The 18200-nt window shown below is 41.1% G+C and carries 16 protein-coding genes and 1 tRNA gene; 3 read left to right on the top strand and 14 right to left on the bottom strand.

Features of this window, described 5'->3' with window-relative positions; all coding sequences use genetic code 11:
• Position 1: 1 nt before the first annotated feature.
• The 6 genes from M2132_RS05300 to M2132_RS05275 all read right to left on the bottom strand — a co-directional run bounded on the left by M2132_RS05300 (position 2) and on the right by M2132_RS05275 (position 4014).
• Complete coding sequence (locus M2132_RS05300) at positions 2–565, bottom strand: L-threonylcarbamoyladenylate synthase (RefSeq protein ID WP_280672146.1); 564 nt, start codon at positions 563–565, stop codon at positions 2–4.
• A 29-nt stretch (positions 566–594) separates the two neighbouring features.
• Positions 595–1125: a GNAT family N-acetyltransferase gene (locus M2132_RS05295; RefSeq protein ID WP_280672055.1), complete on the bottom strand. Its 531-nt coding sequence runs from the start codon at positions 1123–1125 to the stop codon at positions 595–597.
• Between the two features lie 37 nt (positions 1126–1162).
• Positions 1163–1606, bottom strand: coding sequence for a BT0820 family HAD-type phosphatase (locus M2132_RS05290; protein ID WP_280672054.1), 444 nt, complete (start codon positions 1604–1606; stop codon positions 1163–1165).
• 27 nt (positions 1607–1633) lie between these two features.
• Positions 1634–2077, bottom strand: a complete 444-nt coding sequence (locus M2132_RS05285; RefSeq protein WP_280672053.1) for a hypothetical protein — start codon at positions 2075–2077, stop codon at positions 1634–1636.
• Between the two features lie 14 nt (positions 2078–2091).
• Positions 2092–2718, bottom strand: coding sequence for a recombination mediator RecR (recR, locus tag M2132_RS05280; protein ID WP_280672052.1), 627 nt, complete (start codon positions 2716–2718; stop codon positions 2092–2094).
• 72 nt (positions 2719–2790) lie between these two features.
• On the bottom strand, positions 2791–4014 hold the full coding sequence (locus tag M2132_RS05275) for an HD domain-containing protein (RefSeq protein ID WP_280672050.1): 1224 nt from the start codon (positions 4012–4014) through the stop codon (positions 2791–2793).
• A 254-nt stretch (positions 4015–4268) separates the two neighbouring features.
• On the opposite strand from M2132_RS05275, the gene M2132_RS05270 reads away from it, so the two are divergent.
• Together M2132_RS05270 and M2132_RS05265 are read left to right on the top strand one after the other, a co-directional pair.
• A complete protein-coding gene (locus tag M2132_RS05270) occupies positions 4269–6170 on the top strand; it encodes an OmpA family protein (protein WP_280672048.1) in 1902 nt (633 codons plus the stop codon).
• A gap of 7 nt (positions 6171–6177) precedes the next feature.
• Positions 6178–7077, top strand: a complete 900-nt coding sequence (locus tag M2132_RS05265; RefSeq protein ID WP_280672047.1) for a DUF4835 family protein — start codon at positions 6178–6180, stop codon at positions 7075–7077.
• Here the strand turns inward: M2132_RS05265 and M2132_RS05260 are convergent, their stop codons facing one another.
• From M2132_RS05260 to M2132_RS05250, 3 genes are all read right to left on the bottom strand, one after another.
• Positions 7078–9297: a tetratricopeptide repeat protein gene (locus tag M2132_RS05260; protein ID WP_280672045.1), complete on the bottom strand. Its 2220-nt coding sequence runs from the start codon at positions 9295–9297 to the stop codon at positions 7078–7080.
• A 99-nt stretch (positions 9298–9396) separates the two neighbouring features.
• Positions 9397–10080, bottom strand: a complete 684-nt coding sequence (locus M2132_RS05255; protein WP_348523149.1) for a porin family protein — start codon at positions 10078–10080, stop codon at positions 9397–9399.
• Positions 10081–10458: 378 nt separating this feature from the next.
• Positions 10459–10935, bottom strand: coding sequence for an AAA family ATPase (locus tag M2132_RS05250; protein WP_280672041.1), 477 nt, complete (start codon positions 10933–10935; stop codon positions 10459–10461).
• 227 nt (positions 10936–11162) lie between these two features.
• Between M2132_RS05250 and M2132_RS05245 the strand changes: the two genes are divergently transcribed.
• Complete coding sequence (locus tag M2132_RS05245; protein WP_280672039.1) at positions 11163–12203, top strand: FUSC family protein; 1041 nt, start codon at positions 11163–11165, stop codon at positions 12201–12203.
• A gap of 131 nt (positions 12204–12334) precedes the next feature.
• Here the strand turns inward: M2132_RS05245 and M2132_RS05240 are convergent.
• From M2132_RS05240 to M2132_RS05220, 5 genes are all read right to left on the bottom strand, one after another.
• Positions 12335–12408: transfer RNA gene (locus M2132_RS05240), tRNA-Arg, on the bottom strand.
• A gap of 103 nt (positions 12409–12511) precedes the next feature.
• Positions 12512–14989 (bottom strand): bifunctional UDP-N-acetylmuramoyl-tripeptide:D-alanyl-D-alanine ligase/alanine racemase, encoded by a 2478-nt coding sequence (locus M2132_RS05235; protein WP_280672037.1) that lies wholly within the window; start codon positions 14987–14989, stop codon positions 12512–12514.
• A 9-nt stretch (positions 14990–14998) separates the two neighbouring features.
• Complete coding sequence (locus M2132_RS05230) at positions 14999–15988, bottom strand: GSCFA domain-containing protein (RefSeq protein WP_280672035.1); 990 nt, start codon at positions 15986–15988, stop codon at positions 14999–15001.
• 81 nt (positions 15989–16069) lie between these two features.
• Positions 16070–17017, bottom strand: a complete 948-nt coding sequence (locus tag M2132_RS05225; RefSeq protein WP_280672033.1) for a 3-oxoacyl-ACP synthase III family protein — start codon at positions 17015–17017, stop codon at positions 16070–16072.
• 346 nt (positions 17018–17363) lie between these two features.
• Entirely contained in the window at positions 17364–18002 is a 639-nt protein-coding gene (locus M2132_RS05220; RefSeq protein ID WP_280672031.1) for a hypothetical protein, read from the bottom strand.
• Between the last annotated feature and the right edge of the window lie 198 nt (positions 18003–18200).

The following is an 18200-nucleotide window of genomic DNA, read 5'->3' as shown; positions in this document are numbered from 1 at the left end:
ATTATTCTCTTATTATTTTCACCTGTCCGCCCTGTCCCAGCTTAATGATGCTCGACGAATGGTATTTATCCGCATCATTCTGCCGATACTGAACTACATAATCCACTCCATTTTTGATTTCGTCGGCGATTTCAGAAAAATTACGGGGCGATGCCTCTCCGCTCACATTAGCCGATGTAGACACCACCGCCTTGCGGAAACGCTGACACAGCTCCTTCGAGAATCTCTCGTCCGTAATACGTATGCCTATCGACCCATCGTCCGCAATCAGGTTATGAGCCAAATTACGGGCTTTGTCGTATATAATTGTCAGAGGTTTATTTGTGGCTTCTATCAAATCCCACGCAATGTCGGGTACGCCATCTATATAAAAATCGAGCTTTACAGGATTATCGGCCAACACGATAAGGGCTTTCGCATCGGTTCTTTGTTTTAGCTGATACACCCGCTTCACGGCATCGGGGTTTGTAGCATCGCAACCTATTCCCCATATGGTATCAGTCGGGTAGAGAATCAACCCTCCCGCATTCATTACCTCACATGCTTTTTTAATATCTTCTCTTATGTCTTCGTTCATTACCTAAGCGGTGTGTTTTATGCGTGCTGTATTAACTGGAAAACCAAAACGTCGCGAAAACCGGCATCCGGACTATGTATCCACTGCTCCAACACCCCCGATTGGGTATAGCCTTCTTTCCGAAACAAGCGGATACTCGATTCGTTATCGCTGGCAATATGAGCATACAACTGACGCAGGTGCAGATGATGAAAAGCATAGCCCGACATCATACTCAAAACCTCGCTTCCGTAGTTTTTGCCCCTATACGCATCATCTATAAGAATCCCGATACCTGCACGGCTGTTGAGCGGATCTATTTCGTAGAGGTCTACCGTTCCGATGGTTTTATTCCCGTCCCTTAGTTCAACCATCAGCCTGAGTTGCTTATTCTGAAAAACATCGTTCTGCAAACTGTCTTCTATGTATTGCCTTATGGCCATACGCGAATAAGGAGAGAGGGTTGTTCCATGAATCCACAAACGGGTATCGTTCTCCCATTTGTAAAGGACGTCCAAATCTTCCGGCTCAACGGCTCTCAGCTTTATATGTTCTTTTTCAAGCAACATACCACACAATTGGTTATTACAGAAATACTGCGATGTATTATCTTTCGAACATCTCGCCCAAGCGGATCAAGAAGTTGCGTTTGCGGCGGTTTGTTTGCACAGGACCTGCCGACATCATAAGCTTCTCGAACGAAGTTTCGCCCCGCTCCATCGACTGAATGGCGTGATATATAACCCCCCAGTCGGGCAATCCACCAAGGTTACGGTCGTCAATAAACAAATCGGCATTTAACTTCCGGGATGCCGTTGTCACATCCTCTTCGGGATAGTTTTTATTGGCCGCATAGAATGTCAATCCTTTTTTCTCGCAATAATCCACAGCTTCCTGCAAAAGGTCGCCGTCGCGGACTGTCCAAAGGATAAGTTGGTGCCGGTCTTTTTTCAGTTGCAAAAGGGTTTCTATGGCAAACGGAATAGGGCGGCCTATCTTCGGGTACTCATGTTCAACTATTGTCCCGTCAAAATCTACTGCTATTATCATAGGTTAAGTTTATATAGTCGTTTATATTTAATTATTATTGTCGTTTTGTTGTTTTACTACCTCATCCAATTGATTTCGGCTCGGCAAAGTTAAGAACATTGCAAATATAGTAATGATAGACAGAAAAGTAAAATTTCTGATATTAGTAAAGTACAGACAACCCAGATTCAAAAGGCAAACAACATCCAGAAGCACCAGCCGGAAATAAAAGATAGACTTATATTTTTTTATATTGCCCGTGCCTTGTAATTTTTTCAGCTGCACGCTATGCCATTTCAATATACAAGGAATGGCTGCTATGGTCAGCACGATAAGCCATTGTTCTGACACAACGTTTCCGGTCGCGCTTTGCAGACTGCTATTGAAGCAAACAAACGCAAGCAAAACAACCATTGCGAGTATGTTTACCGCAAAAACTATTTTCTGTGTCAACATAACTTTATCCGCAGGGTTGTTTGAAGTTTTATTCATCTATGTTATACGGTTTAGAATTTAAACGATTCGCTGAAAAGTGTACGGTTCAGGATTGAACGCCCAAGGGTAACTTCGTCGGCATACTCTATTTCGTCGCCAATAGAAACGCCACGGGCAATGACCGATACTTTCAGGTCTTTGAATGGCGATAGTTTTTTGAAAATATAAAAGTTTGTAGTGTCGCCTTCCATTGTTGTACTCAGTGCTAAGATAACTTCCCTTACATCGCCTTGACCTATTCTCTGCACAAGCGAGTCTATTTGCAAATCGGCAGGCCCTATGCCATCTATCGGCGATATTATGCCTCCCAATACGTGATACAAACCTCTGAACTGTGCCGTATTTTCGATTGCCATCACCTCTTTTATGTTCTCAACAACACAAACGGTAGACGCGTCGCGGCTCTTGTCGGCACAAATGGGGCAAACGTCTTCGTCCGAAATATTGAAACACGATTTGCAGTACTTTACCTCTTTTTTCAGTTTATAGATTGCCGTGGCAAAGTTTTCGACCGTAAACATATCCTGCCTCAACAGATGCAAAACCAATCGCAAGGCCGTTTTGCGCCCCACACCCGGAAGGCGTGAAAACTCGTTTACCGCGTTTTCTAAAAGAGCAGAAGGATATTTCGGGATCATTTACCTTGTGTATTACAACGTGCGTGTTTTTTAATTGAAGTTTTGATGATACAAAAATACCTTTCTATTCCCTTATCTGAAGTAGGCGAAATAATGTTTTTCAACTTTTTTCGATAATAACTCGATATTTAACATATCCGAAGCCTCCGATATATTCTTTATGCTGCCATCATGGTAAAGTATGTCGATGCTGTCGTCGGCCTCGTTATACATATTGCTCGATATTACGTCGGCCGAAAAGAAGTAAGACGCTTCTTCGGGCGGTACTCCAAAACGCTGCGAGTACTGTTCGAGAAGAAGCTCCTGTTCCGCTTTCGGCTTCGGTTGTTGCGACATTTCTATTTTAAACAGATTTCGGTTTATGATGCCATTGCTCAATGCGGACAGAACTTTGTCGGTATGGTTTGCCCATATCTTTAAGGAACACCAAATGTCGTTGTCGTCCAACTCCGAAAAACAGAGCAAAGCATCGGGGCTGCTGCAAAAAGTTTTGCCCGTCACATCATTTTTCAGAAAGTACGATAATGCAGGTGAAGCAAAAAGTTCGGCCCCCTGCCCGGCCAACTGTTTAGCCCTGCACAAGGTATTGACTATCATTTTTTCGGCAGCTACCGATGTTTTATGCAAATACACTTGCCAATACATCAGGCGGCGCGACATCAGGAAGTTTTCGACCGAATAAATCCCTTTCGATTCCACTACAAGCCTGTCGTTCCTCACATCCAGCATCTTGATGATACGGGCAGAACCTATATTCCCTTCGGTAACACCCGTAAAAAAGCTGTCGCGGCGCAAATAATCGAGCCTGTCCATATCCAACTGTCCGCTCACCAACTGATGCAGAAATTTTTTCTTGTACCTGTCGGTAAATATATCTATACACAGATCCAAAGCCCCATCCAGCTCTTGGTTGAGCTTTTGCATCATCATCAAAGAAATTTCTTCGTGACGAATTTTTGTTACCAGAGTGTTTTCGAGCACATGCGAAAAAGGCCCGTGCCCCACATCGTGAAGCAGGATGCAAGCCAGCGCGCCGTTAGCTTCATCGTCGGTTATAGCATGTCCTTTTGTTCTGAGGTTGGTAATGGCTTCGTTCATCAGGTGCATAGCGCCTATGGAGTGCAACAAACGGGTATGCTGCGCTCCGGGATAAACAAAAGAAGCCAGCCCCAACTGACGGATACGGTTCAGCCTCTGCAAAAAAGGATGCTGAATGAGGTTATACAGAAAATCGTTCGGTATGGTTATGAACCCGAAAACAGGGTCGTTTATTATTTTTCTTTTATTGTTAGGCACGTTCCTTAAAATTTCAAAATAGTTTTACTGAATACAAAAATAACCTTTTATCCCGAACTTGAAGAACCTTTAGCCACAGCCTGCCAATATTTACCTTTTTAGGATACTAAAAGCTTAAAATATCCGTTATTGTTTATAACTTTGTTTTGTTAAACATATTATACAGACTGATTTTGCGACCGAAAGCGACCCTCTATAAAATATTACTGATTTCCGTTTGCCTTGCCTTTTTGCATTCGTGCAAAACGGTGAAAATGAAAGACGCAGACTTGAAATTCTCTCACGGTGAATACTTTGAGGCGGCGGGGATGTACAAAAAAATATATCGCCAAACAAAATCGACCGATAAGCCCCTGCGGGGTGAGGCCTCCTTCAAGATGGGCGAGTGCTACCGTCTTATAAACAACGTGGCGCGTGCCAATGCCGCCTACGCTTCGGCTATACGAAATCTGCCCGAAGACAGCCTTATATCCCTGCAATACGCCCGCACGCTGCACAAAGCGGGCAACTATGCACAAGCTGCCGAACAGTACAAGCAGTTTCTTGAATATTATCCCGACAACAAGTTTGCTATGGATGGCTTGGCTGGAATTGAACTTGCCGCCCGGTTGAAGAAAAACCCGACACGCTACACGGTAAGGAAAATGGATATCTTCAACTCGCGCCGAAGCGAATTCAGCCCGATGCTACTCCCGCCCGAATACGAGAACCTTTACTTTACCTCCAGCCGCGACGATGCGATGGGCGACAATAAAAGTGCCATTACAGGCTTGAAGAACAACGACATTTTCATGTCACGGAAAGACGAAAACAAAAAGTGGATGAAACCCGAAGCCGTTTCGGACATCAACACCGAATACGACGAAGGCGTTACAACCTTTACCGCCACCGGCAACACCATGTATTATACATTCTGTATGCAAGATCCGCTGAAACCCTCGTCGGCACAAATATACGCATCGCAACGTTCGGGAGGGGCATGGGGCAAAGGCGCGCCCCTGCAGATATCAAGAGACACGGTTTCGGTTTTTGCACACCCAGCCATAGACCCTTCGGGGGCGTTTCTGTACTTTGTATCGGATATGCCCGGAGGATATGGAGGAAAAGACATCTGGCGCGCATACATGATTGGAGACAAGGCCGAATATTTCGAAAATCTGGGCGAAGATATAAACACTGCCGGAGACGAACTTTTCCCCTATATGAGAAACGACTCGGTGATGTATTTCTCGTCCGACGGCCATCCCGGATTGGGCGGCATGGATATCTTTAAAGCACGGTTCGATTCGGAAACTAAAAAATGGAGTGTCGAAAATATGGGTGTACCCATTAACTCGGCAGGCGACGACTTTGGCATGACCTTCGAAGGAGACAAAGACATGGGCTTTTTCAGCTCCAACAGAAACGAAACAATAGGCGCAGACCATATCTATTCGTTCGAGTACCCGACCGTAACCATTACCCTCGAAGGGTTTGTTGTTGATAAAGACGACGAATTTATCTCCGATGCCACAATCCACGTAGTGGGTATTGACGGGACAAACGAAAAGTTCAAAGGCAAACCCGACGGAACATACCGCCTGCAAGTGGCACAAGGCACCAATTATGTATTGTTGGCAAATGCACCGGGCTACCTGAACACCAAGATGGATTTATACACACTCGACCTTGAACGGGATACACTCTACTATGTAGACTTTGTGTTGCGTTCTATCAACAAACCGAACGTTCTTGAAAACATCTTCTACGATTTTGACAAGGCCGCACTGCGTGACGAGTCCCAAAAAGAGCTTGACGAGCTTATCAATATACTCGAAATAAACCCCAATGTAACCATCGAACTGTCGGCACATACCGACCGGAAAGGTTCGGACGAGTATAACAACAAACTCTCGCAACGTCGCGCCCAATCGGTTGTTGATTATCTGGTTGCGCACGGAATTGTAAAAGAAAGGCTTCAGGTGGCAGGTTACGGAAAAACCCTACCCAAGATTGTAAGCAAAAATATAGCCAAAGAGTTCGACTTCCTGAAAGAAGGAGATATACTCACACCTGAATTTATAGAGAAACTCACGCCCGAACAGCAGGAAATTGCCGACCAAGTGAACCGCAGAACCGAATTTAAGGTACTGAGTATTACATACAATCTGAATTAGAACCGTTATGAAAAAACTGATATCAATCGTCATATTCCTGTTCTGCATCCTCAGCACCACAAACGCACAGGAACTGAACGCGAAAGTTACCATAAACAGCGACAAGATTCAAGGAGTAAGCAAGGAGATATTTACTTCCCTGCAAGAAAACCTACAACAGATACTCAACGATACCCGGTGGACAAGAACCACCTTTGCCGCAAGAGAACGCATAGATTGTTCGTTTACTTTAATCATAAACAAGGTAGATGGCATCACATACTCGGGCGAGTTGCAGATTTCGTCAAGGCGGCCTGTGTATAACGCAAGCTATACCACTCCTATATTCAACTTCAGGGATGTAGACGTTACTTTCGATTATAACCAAGGCGAAAGGCTTGAATATAACGAAGCGGCTGTTACCAACAACCTGATGGGAACAATCTCTTTTTATACGTATATACTCATCGGGTTGGACTTCGATTCTTTCGGGCTGAATGGTGGCAAATACTATTACGACCAAGCCTTGACCATTGCCAACGCCTGCCAATCGTCATTTATAGAAGATAAAGGTTGGAAACCCTTCGAGAGCGACAAAAACCGCTATGCGCTGGCTTTAGCCTTCACCGAAGAAACAACCGGCGAATTTCATACCATTTGGTATAACTACCATCGCAAAGGGCTTGACGAAATGGCAGCCAATGTTTCGCGCGGACGAACCCGCATTGTGGAGTGTATTCCACAGTTGGACAATATTTATAAAACGAAATCGAATTCTGCCGTTTTTGTTTTTCTGGGAGACACAAAACTCGAAGAGATTGTAAGCATCCTCTCGGAAGCCACCAGCGAGGAAAAGAAAGAATCGTTCGATATCCTTCAGAAAATATATCCTACAAAATCGTCTGTGCTAAGCAAGTTGAAGGACTAATCAGTCCGACAGGTATTTTAGTTGGTCTATAACAAGGGGCAACAAGTTCTTGTCAACACCTGTTGTAATAAGTTCGCTTTCGTCTTCTTTGAAAAGGGAAATAAACTCTTTCATACTCTCCTTGTATATAGCATTCTGATAAAAAACCATGGCTTGCTTCAGATCGTTCTGGCAGAGTTCTATATGTCCGGCATTCAGATAGTCGTGGATGGTTGGTTTGTCGGCTAAAATCAGAGAAGTATATCGCCGTGCCAAATCGAAACGACGCATCAGGAAAGCTACCCAAGCAATAGGTCGCCATGCTTTGGCGCCTTTGTTATCTCCGCCCAGCATTTCCACTTTAAAATAGCTATTGAGGGCTTTTTCATAATCTTTCATTTCCAGATAACAATGCCCTATATTCAGTTCTGCCGATAAATCGTCGGGGCGGAGCCTCATCACCTTCGTATAATATTCTATGGCTTGCTCGTAATTCTTTAATTGACGGTACGATTGGGCTATCCGCTTCACAGTCCACGAATTATCGGGCAGAAGCAAATCGGCACGTATATAGGCATCCAAAGCCCCTTCGGTGTTACCTTGCAGTTGCTGGCAGTAACCTATCTTTTGCCATACGTCGGACGACAGTTCGTTCAGTTCCGACAGTTTAAGGTATAAATTCAAGGCTTCGGGTATAAAATTCTTATCGAAATAATATGCCGCAACTTGTATCATACTATCAAAATCGGAAATCAAGGGAATGATAGTTTGTTTGTCGTAAAAGTCAAGTTTCAGACTGAATATATCGTAAAATTCTCGTTTAGAAGGATGTAACTTAAAGAAACGGTACAAATCCTGTATATATTGGTTCGAAACAATGGTTTCGTCCAGCAGCGGATTCACTGCCATTGCTTCTTTTTGCAGTTTTTTCACTTCTTCCGATTCCGCGCCAAATTGTTGCATCATCATTTCGCGTTGGCTCGCAGGTATCTGCAATATACTGAAACAGAACGAATATTTATCCGAATTGCACATATGTCCTGAACCAAGAACAGCCGAATAAAGCAGGCTATCTTTTCCCCCATCGGCTATCAATGGCTGTAATTCGGAATATTGGGGGTCGAAAGGCAAAAACCAATTACTGACTTCGGTAAAAAACGGAAAGCTTTTCAAGCTGGCAAACGTAGAGTGAAACACATCGGCGCCTTCCATCTGCAGGTTTGAATATTCTTGCAGCTTATTGGCCAAGCCCGATTCTTCAAGTTCTTTTTTCCATTCCGGATTTTTTTCGGACAAATCGCCATCGCCCATTATGTCGTCCATGTTCAGTTTACGTTTAGCTCGCGAGCTGAAACGCATCATTTCAGGGAGTATTTCTTCCGTTAGTTTCTTGCTGATAGTTTCTGTTTCGCGCGCGCGTATCAATTGTTTTACGATAGTCAGAACCGATTTTCGGAACAAATCATTTTCTGACAGAGATTCCAATTGTTGCACACATTCGGGGTAGAAAGCAAGGCGACTGTCGTATATCTGCAGCAAAATAATGAGGTTCACAATAGCCCTTTGCCTAACCACAATAGCATCGGAGGTGCAAGCCGACATCATTACCTGCATTTTTTTACTGTCGAAGCGGTGCAAAAGATTCATCAGCAAAGCCGAAAGGAACAGGCATTTTTCTCTGGCCGGAAGTTCTACTCCTGCCACAAAAGCTTCGTACTGCTCTGCTTCCGTCTGACTTATGCGAGGAGAAACAAACACCGAATTAAACATGTCAGAGCCTGTACGTTCACGTTTTATAGCCAAGCTGCGGGTTTTGTCTTGTTTTTCAGAGCCGTTTTCCAACAAATCGACCAATGCTTGCGATTCTGACAAGGCTACAATCTGCTTTCTGTAATCACTTATCTGTATATTATTGTGCAAAGCGTTTATACGCGAGCGTTCGTAAAAAAAGTTGGTCGAATCGATCAATAATATTTCATCGGTAATGTCGTCGGTCAGTTCGTACAACGTACGCAAAATGCCATTATAAACATTCTCTCTCTGAGGATCTTCACTCCCCTCAAAACAATACCGAAGCATATATTTGTAGGTCATCTCCACATCGCCCAGTTTCTCGGAAACTTGCCAGTCTTGCAGTCGTACTGATAGTTTATTCAGGGCTTCAATAGCATCTTTTATTTGTTTTTGGGCTAAAAGTTGCTGTATATTTTTTCTTTGGGACGATATATTGGCACTATCCATTGTGTTATAAAAATTCTATTTCTAAAAGATTTTACTGAAAGGTGTACAATATACAAAATTCTTGCCAAGAAACGGATGTCAGGGTGGTTTGACACAAATTTATTCGAAATTGAAGGTAAGGGTAATCATCCGCGATTTTGCCGAGCTAAAGGCTTCGGTATATTTCTTTTTGTCCAGTTCGGTTGCTTTTACCCCTTTTTTATCAATCATATCGGCTAATCCGAACGAAAATCTTAACTCCGGACAAAACTTACATAGCGGCAAATAAAAATCGCAGCCTATGCCTATCTCTATTCCGTAGTCGTATTTGCTCATCGAAACCATCGAGTTTTTTTTAGTGCCTATTTCGGTCGATAAAAATCCTCCTGCAAAAATATACGGGCGCATGTTATTGTTACGTTCCGAACTGAATTTCATGTGTATCGGCAGCGACAGGTAATTTGTTTTCTCCGTTGTTTTGAACTCTTGACCTGTGGCCTGTTCCTTGAAAACAAACTCTTTTCCCCCAAAGTACAACGAAGGTATGAACCGAAGATTCATAAAATGATTTATGTATCTGTCCACAATTATACCTGCACTGAATCCGGGCGAATAAGAAGGAATTTCCGCATGCCAAACCTCACCCGTTGCCCCTGCCACACCCGAATGAGAAAGAATTAAATCCTGCCAATGAACACCTACCGTAAAACCCAAATGGAGCATTCTTTGGTCGGCATAAGGGCGGTTCTTCATCGCTTGCCTTGATTGGGCAGATGCCTGTCCCGCAAACAGAAGGCAGAACAAGGGCAAAAGCAGTATATGTAATATTCTTGATTTCAATTTTTCGGTCGTTTCTTACTATAAGAAAACGTAATATCAATCCAGATATTGTACGCAAGGGCAAAGATATAAAATCTCTGTTTAAAGACAGGGGGACTTCTGCTTTAGTTCTGTGCTACTTTTGCAATATCAGTAAAATTTTGCTTTCCGGGAATTATTTTAACCCGTAGTGTATTTAAAGAGTTATTCAAGATACTTCGTTACACTCAAGATGACAAAATGAATATATGCTATTTTTCAGACTATTAGCTTTTATTTCCCAAATGCGCTACGGCTTATCCTCTTGTATATAGTTCAATATAAATAGCTTGCGATTCGCCGGAGCATCTTTGGGTACAACAACTAATTTGTAGCCATAGCTTTTATAAATATCCACCATTTTGTGATATGTATATTCTGCTTCTTCCAAATCTGCTTTCGGGCTTCATCAGTGCGGTAGATTTCTTTCCAGGGAGGAAGTATAAACACTATGTTTTCATATTTATACTTTTGGGCTGCATCTTCCATTTCTTCAGTAATCTGATTTCCACCCATTACCCAATGGCATAAAGAATCCGGGATTCCTCTGTCGAAAAAGACAGGTTTAGTATGTTGCTTGGCTTTTGCGGTCAAATAATCTTCAATAGAGCGATGAAGCATTAGTTTTGTATAAAGATCGTTATCTTTCCAAGGAACACCACTGCCCCCTCTTTCCTCCTGCTCGTTGATGATATTTCTTGCTACTTCGGGAATAACTTCATAACCTTCTGCCGCCAAAGTATCCAGCAAAGTGGTTTTACCTACTCCGGGACCTCCTGTGATAATATAAAATCCATTCATACTATAACCAATTCATAAAAACATATCAAAGTAAAATAAAAAGGGAAGAACATACTACAAAAAGTATATAGATTTTCGAATTGACAAATCTCCAGAATAGAAAGATGAAAATCAAGGCAAAATAAAATTTGGACTAATGTCTTTCACTCGACCGCCAAAAACAAAGAAATAGTGTGTATCCGAATTACTTAAATTTTCAGTAAATTCGCATTCTGAAAAATGAGTAATTGAAAACAAGAAAAACTTTAAAAAAAGATATTACCAGCATATTTGCTTTCCGTAAATCGGAAAGACACTGGCATATTCCAATTTTAGCAGGAATTTCAGTGGGGATCCCCCTTTTTGTAGGTTATCTATTCGATAATCTACCCAATGGTATCTTGGCCAGTACATCAGGGTTATTGATTTTGTATATACGTTATACAGCTATAGTAAATAGAATGATAACATTAATGACATGTTCTTTTATATTCATTCTATCTTATTTTATTGGAGCTATCGGGGCTTTTAATATTTGGACTGCTCCATTGGTGCTTTCTGTATATGTATTCTTCCTTAATCTTATGATACGGTATTTTAAAGTTAAACCTCCGGGGAATTTTTTCTTTATTTTGATATTTTCTTTAGCCATATGTCAAAAGTTCGACCTGTCGTCTTTACCAGAAAGGGTTGGAATAATAACATTAGGTACAATCTCTACATGTGCATTAGCTTTCATATATAGTATTTTTACTATTAAAAACTATTCACTATCTGATGAAGCAATTCTATTTGAAAAAGCAAAACGAATAGATGTTGGAGAGTCTGCTATCTTTGCTATAACCATAGGAATAGCTTTGTTGGCTGCAACCGTTCTGGAATTAGAAAATCCATACTGGGTTCCTGTTTCCTGTGCGGCTGTCATGCAGGGAGCAACACGCCGGCATATTTGGGAGAGGGGCATAAATCGGGTTATAGGAACATTTATCGGAGCTGGGTTCGCATGGTTTTTGCTTGGCTTACAAATTTCAGGATTAGCTATTTGCATTGTAATTATATTGCTCCAGTTTATTGCAGAAGTATTAGTGGTTAGGCAATACGCTATAGCTGTGATTTTCATTACAGCTTTAACTATTTTTCTGGCCGAAGGGGGACAGGTTAATCGTCCGGAGGAACAATCTATTTATATCCGTTTCTTTGATATTGTATTGGGATGCCTTATTGGTGCAGTTGGCGGGTATATTCTCCACAACAATAAGATAAGATCTAAGTTGGGACAATCCTCTTGATAAAAATGAAATCACATATCCATTTTGATATATTCTACCTTTCTGTGTAAAATGCAATTTACTTGTACTTAAAAACACGTACAAGCAAAAAAACGCCCTAAACCATTTGGTTTAAGACGTTTACCTGTTTGTGATCCGAGCGGGATTCGAACCCACGACCCACAGCTTAGAAGGCTGTTGCTCTATCCAGCTGAGCTACCGGACCTCACCTTTTCGTTAAAAACGGATACAAAGATAGCAGATTTCGCTCTCTTTACAAACAAATCGGGCAAAAGTTTACGAGCGTTCCTAAAGTTGTTATATGGTGCTTATTCTTTAAAATAAATCCTCTTCACACGCGATGATATAGATGTCAATATTTCATAAGGTATAGTATTCAGCGATTTAGCATGATTCAGCAGCGTGGGATTATCGCCAAAAACAGTAACCTTATCTCCTTCTTTTGCCGGAATATCCGTTATATCAATCATACACAAATCCATACATACATTCCCTACCAAAGGAGCGAGCCGGCCATTAACCATAAATTGCCCTACTCCATTTCCGAGCTGCCTGTCCAGCCCGTCGGCATATCCAACACGCACCGTTGCTATACGGGCATCATAATCGAAGTATCCATTGCGGCCATACCCTACGGTTTCTCCCTTGGGAATATCTTTTATTTGCAAAATCGACGCTCGCAGGGAGCAGACATTACGCAGCCCCGTTAAACCGCTTGCACTGATACCATACAGGCTTATGCCTAAACGTACCATATCCATCTGTTCTTCCGGGAAACGCTCTATTCCTGCCGAATTAAGGATATGTTTCATCATACTGTACTTACATCCATGCTCCAACTGAGAGGTAAGACTTTTGAATGCCTTTATTTGTTGCGAGGTAAAATCGTCAAAATTCCAGCTCTCACTGGCTGCCAAATGAGAGAAAGCAGATTTAACCTTCAGATGATTCTGACCGTTCAGTTTTTCCACTAATTGAGGGATATCTTTTTCCGTAAATCCTAACCGGTGCATGCCCGTATCCAGCTTTATGTGGATAGGATAGTTTTGCGCTCCCCTATTCGATGCCTCTTTTATATAAGCCTCAAGTATACGGAAGTTATAGACTTCGGGCTCCAAATTATAGCTATACAGGTCTTCGAATGCGTTAACCTCCGGATTTAACACTATAATGGGGAGGCGAATACCTTCTTTGCGGAGGTGTATGCCTTCGTCGGCCACAGCCACAGCCAGATAATCGCACTTATGGTATTGTAATGTTTTAGCTATTTCAACATCCCCTGAGCCATACCCATCGGCCTTTACCATGCAGATGATTTTAGTTTCAGGATTAAGTTTTGAACGATAAAAGTTAAAATTATGAACGATAGCGTCTAAATCGACTTCCAGCACTGTTTCGTGCGACTTCATTTCCAACAATTCGCTTATATGCTCAAAACCAAAACGCCGCGCTCCCTTCAGCAATATCACCTCGTCTCTAAAAGTTGTCCACAACCGCGAAGTAATAAAATCGTCGGTCGAATCAAAAAAACGGGCATCAAGCGATTCGAAAATATCTTTACTTGCCGAAATATCTTTTCCGATACCAATTATTTTATCTATGCCCTGTGATTTTAGCAAATCGAATACCCGGTGATAGAGTGAACCCGATTGCACACCCGATTCGAGTATGTCGGACAGGATGATAGTTTTTTTAGAATTTGCGATAGTGGAACGCTGTTGCAAGAAATCAATCGCTATCTTCAATGAGTTATAGTCCGAATTGTAGGTATCATTTATGATAGTCGTGTTATTTTTCCCTTGTCGGGCATCCAGCCGCATTTCAATCGGTTCTAACGTACGGACTTGCTCTATAACGGTTTCGCTCGGTGAATGCAAGTAGAATGCGGTAGCTATGGCAACACTAAGATTTTCGATAGATGCATTACCAAAAAAAGGAAACTCAACCGAGAATTCCAAACCCAAGAACAAATAAGTAATCTCCGTGAAAGAATCTTTTTCTTTTACCGACTTTATCTGCAACGGACTGTTACCCCTTGTATTTCTGCTCCAAGTCAATCGCTTTTGCGACAGGCAGGCAATTTCCATGCACTCTTCTACAAGTTTATTGTCTTCTTCGCAGATTATAACATCGCAGTTGATGAACAGCTCCAGTTTTTCGAGGCATTTCTGTTTAACGGTTTCGAAATTCTCCTGATGCGCATCTCCTACATTTGTGAGAATACCTATCGCGGGGTATACAACCGTTTCGAGCTTCTCCATTTCGCCCGGTTTTGAAATCCCGGCTTCGAACAAACCAATTTGAGTACTCTCATTAAGTTGCCATACAGAAAGGGGTACACCTATCTGCGAATTATAGCTTCGGGGAGACCGTGTTACGTTGAACGACGGCTCCAGCAAATGATACAACCATTCTTTTACCACAGTTTTACCATTACTGCCCGTGATGGCAATGACAGGTATATCAAACTTTTTACGATGGGTGGCAGCCACTTTTTGCAAAGCAGCTAATGTGTTTTTGACCAGAAAAAAATTAGCGTCTTCCATACAAGCCCATTCCGGACGTATTTCGTGTACCACAAAGTTGCGTACGTTCAAATCGTACAAATCCGCTACATACTTGTGCCCATCGTTATTCTCTGTTTTGATGGCAAAAAAAAGGGTTTCTTCCGGATGGAATACATTCCGGCTATCGGTCAGCAGATAGTTTATAGTTGAGTCTGTATTCAACTTGTTTTTCTTCAGGCCGAGTATCTTTGCTATTTCGTAAACTGTATAAGAGGCCATCTCGTTTCTTTATTTCGTCAATAGTTTTTTCTGCAAGGTCAAACGTTCTTCTTCACAATGAAAGTAAGGATATTTCTTGACAAATCCGTCTATCCTTAACAAAGTTTGCCTTAAAAATTGTTGGTGCTCGCAGGTATCTTCATTAAATGGCCTATGATTAACGGCCTTAAGTATTTTTTGCCATTCATCAACTACCTGTTTTGTATCGGGGCCGAAATAAGCATCCCGAAACTTCTCCCAAATATACTGTACGGCCATATCGTTAGGATGAACCATATCTTCGGCATAAAAGCGATAGTCGCGTAAATCGTCTAAAAGCAATTCGTACGAAGGGAAGTAGTAAACATTTTTTATTTGCTCACGAAGGCTATCTACGGCAAGCAACAGAGTGGCTTTGCTCAATTGGTTATCGTGCATCCCATCCCGCCAATGGCGTATAGGGCTTACGGTGAATATGATTTGTATTTGAGGATTTATATTCCTTAAGAGAACTATAAGCTTTGTCCACGAATCCACAATATCATAGACCGACAAACGCTTGCGGGTAAACATATTTGCCGGTAATTTATGACAATTGGCAACAACTCCGCCCGATTTTTTTTCGGTGTATGCATACGATGTTCCGAAGGTTATGAACATCACATCGGCCGTCTTTAGTTTTTCGTTAAGAATTTTGCATGAATCGTTTATCTTATCCAGACACTCCGATTTATCCTTATGCGAAAAATCTCCATGATGCGTAAAACTATGATACAAACCCTGACTCAGAAAAATATCCTTATCATCAAATATCTTTCCAGACAGAGCCAACTCAAGGGTATTGTATATGGATAGAGGATTGTATTGAATTCCAAAAGGGTTTACACAAACATCAAACTTATTGGCAAGCAAGCGGTTTCCTATACTTTCCACAAAACAAGAACCGAGCAAAAGAACACTGGTTTGATGCGAGATAGTTACAGGACTTTTGGATATTTCTATTTCTGTTCTGAAATTCATTATCATTAAAATAAACTATAAAACAAAAATAGTAATATCTTGCAATAAATAGCCTTTCGGGGTAGGTTACCTAAGTTAAAACTACTCCATGCAGAACAAACATGCACCGGCCGAATAGCCTCCACCAAAGACGGAGATGCAGATAAGGTCGCCAGACTTAAAAGAATCGTAGTTCTGCGAAAATACGAGTAAAGAACTGGCCGAACCGGTATTTCCCAGTTCTTCAATATTACTCAGCGATATTTCTTGTGGCAAACCTAAGTGTTTTACCACATGTTTCAGTATTCTTTGGTTTGCCTGATGTCCCACAAAATATGTGAGGTCGGACAATTCATATCCATTATTCCTCATTATTGTGCTTGTGGTGTCGGCAATATAGGTGCAAGCGTTTATAAAAACATCTTTTCCGTGTGGCATACGGATTCCGTCGCCTTCCAAGTCCAGATACACCGATTTATCACTTTTTCCGATATGCCCTAATCCTAACGACAAGACGTCAACCAAGCGAGCTTCCTTGTTATCCATTTTTTCTTTTGAGAAAAAGTAAGCCGTTGCCGCATCGCCCCACAAATGCCCCGCCTGTGGGTCGTTGTCGTGCGAATAGGAGCTATTCCGGTCAGAGCAAACAAGTAAAGCCTTCGAAGCCTTACCCGATTTAAAAAAAGCGTCCACTGTTTCAATCGCATTTATGCCGGAAGAACACGCTGCCGATATATATAAAGCCTTTGCCTTGCAAATGTTAAATTCATCTTGAATGACGTGTGCCGTAGTACGCACACTATCGGAAGGAGTGTACGATGCAAAGATTATCAAATCTACCTCCTCAATATTGTAGGGCAATTTTGGCAAAGCCGCCTTTACGGCTTCTATGCTCATATAATCTATTGTTTCCTCGTCGGTGGCTTTAGAACGGGTTTGTATCCCTGTTCGCTGATATATCCAATCGGAAGTAAGACCATTTATCTCCGTAAAATACTCATTCGGTATTCGCTTTTCGGGGATATAATATCCGGTTGCATTCAAATACATGATAAAGACTTATTAGTTGCCGTTCTAATAAAAAAACGAACATTTCGATTTACCAAAAAAAATTGCTATACTAATTCTTAGTCCAGATTATTTATCGAAAAAACAAAACACCTACCAAACTAACGAGAATAGAGAAGTAATCTTCTATAAGATCAGTCTGCGTATTTATATGATGCAACAAGGTTTGCTACAATTTTTTCTTGACAATCAACCTATGACAAATTTGAGGCACAAAATTAGCCAATATTTTGGGAATATAAATATCTGAATATCTTTAAAAACGTGTATTACGCGCTAATTTAACTTATCTTTATACTCTTCTTTTATATCCCTTACTGCAATATATTCAACCTTCCTCACTTAAATTACTAGCAAGTTCTTCCACTTGCTTTACGAAAGAATATTTTTCTAAATCTTTTTTTAGAGCTACTAAATCACCTTTGTAGAGCAATTGAATTGTATTGTTTTTGCTGCAGTCCATAAAATCCGAATTGATGATAAAAGGAAAATAGTTCTCTGCTTTCAACTTCTTTATAGCTTCTGATGGTTGAATGTCTATACTTATATTATAAATATAATGTGTAGGATTTGTATACATCTGGAATGCTAAATCAGATATTTCCCTATGAATTTTTTCGTTATTTTTTTTATATGTATTTCCTCCAAAATACATTTCACATTTTAACGAACTACCATCTTTATTTAAAAATTGTACTTGATAATCATAACCACATGCACAAACTTCTTCTAAATCATTATTAAGAAATAAATTCTCAATAAATTTGATTGAATCTTTATCCATTAATAGTATAGCCTTATTTGTAGGCTCCGCTTCGCCTAAAAAATATGAATACATGAATATAGCATACTCTGCATTTACAGAGACTTCGTTTGGGGATTCCACATCTGTGGCTTCTGATATTTTATTTTTATTACACCCATAAAGAAAAAGAAAAATTAAATACAACAAAAATAGCCTCTTCATCTGATTAAAATTTTCTCAAATATACTTTATTATTTTCACTTCCCATGTATTTCCGCTACAAAATAGGAGTGTATGATATTCCTCATATGTATATCCCGAAATAAAAAAAGTCCCTCACCTATATGTTGGTGAAGGACTTTCTCTCTCTGATTTAAGTTGGCGGCTACCTACTCTCCCACATTTAAGCAGTACCATCGG

This window comes from Dysgonomonas sp. PH5-45, assembly GCF_029893235.1.
GTDB lineage: Bacteria > Bacteroidota > Bacteroidia > Bacteroidales > Dysgonomonadaceae > UBA1309.
Note: the sequence above shows the minus strand (reverse complement) of the source record. Positions and strands in the feature narration are given on the sequence as shown.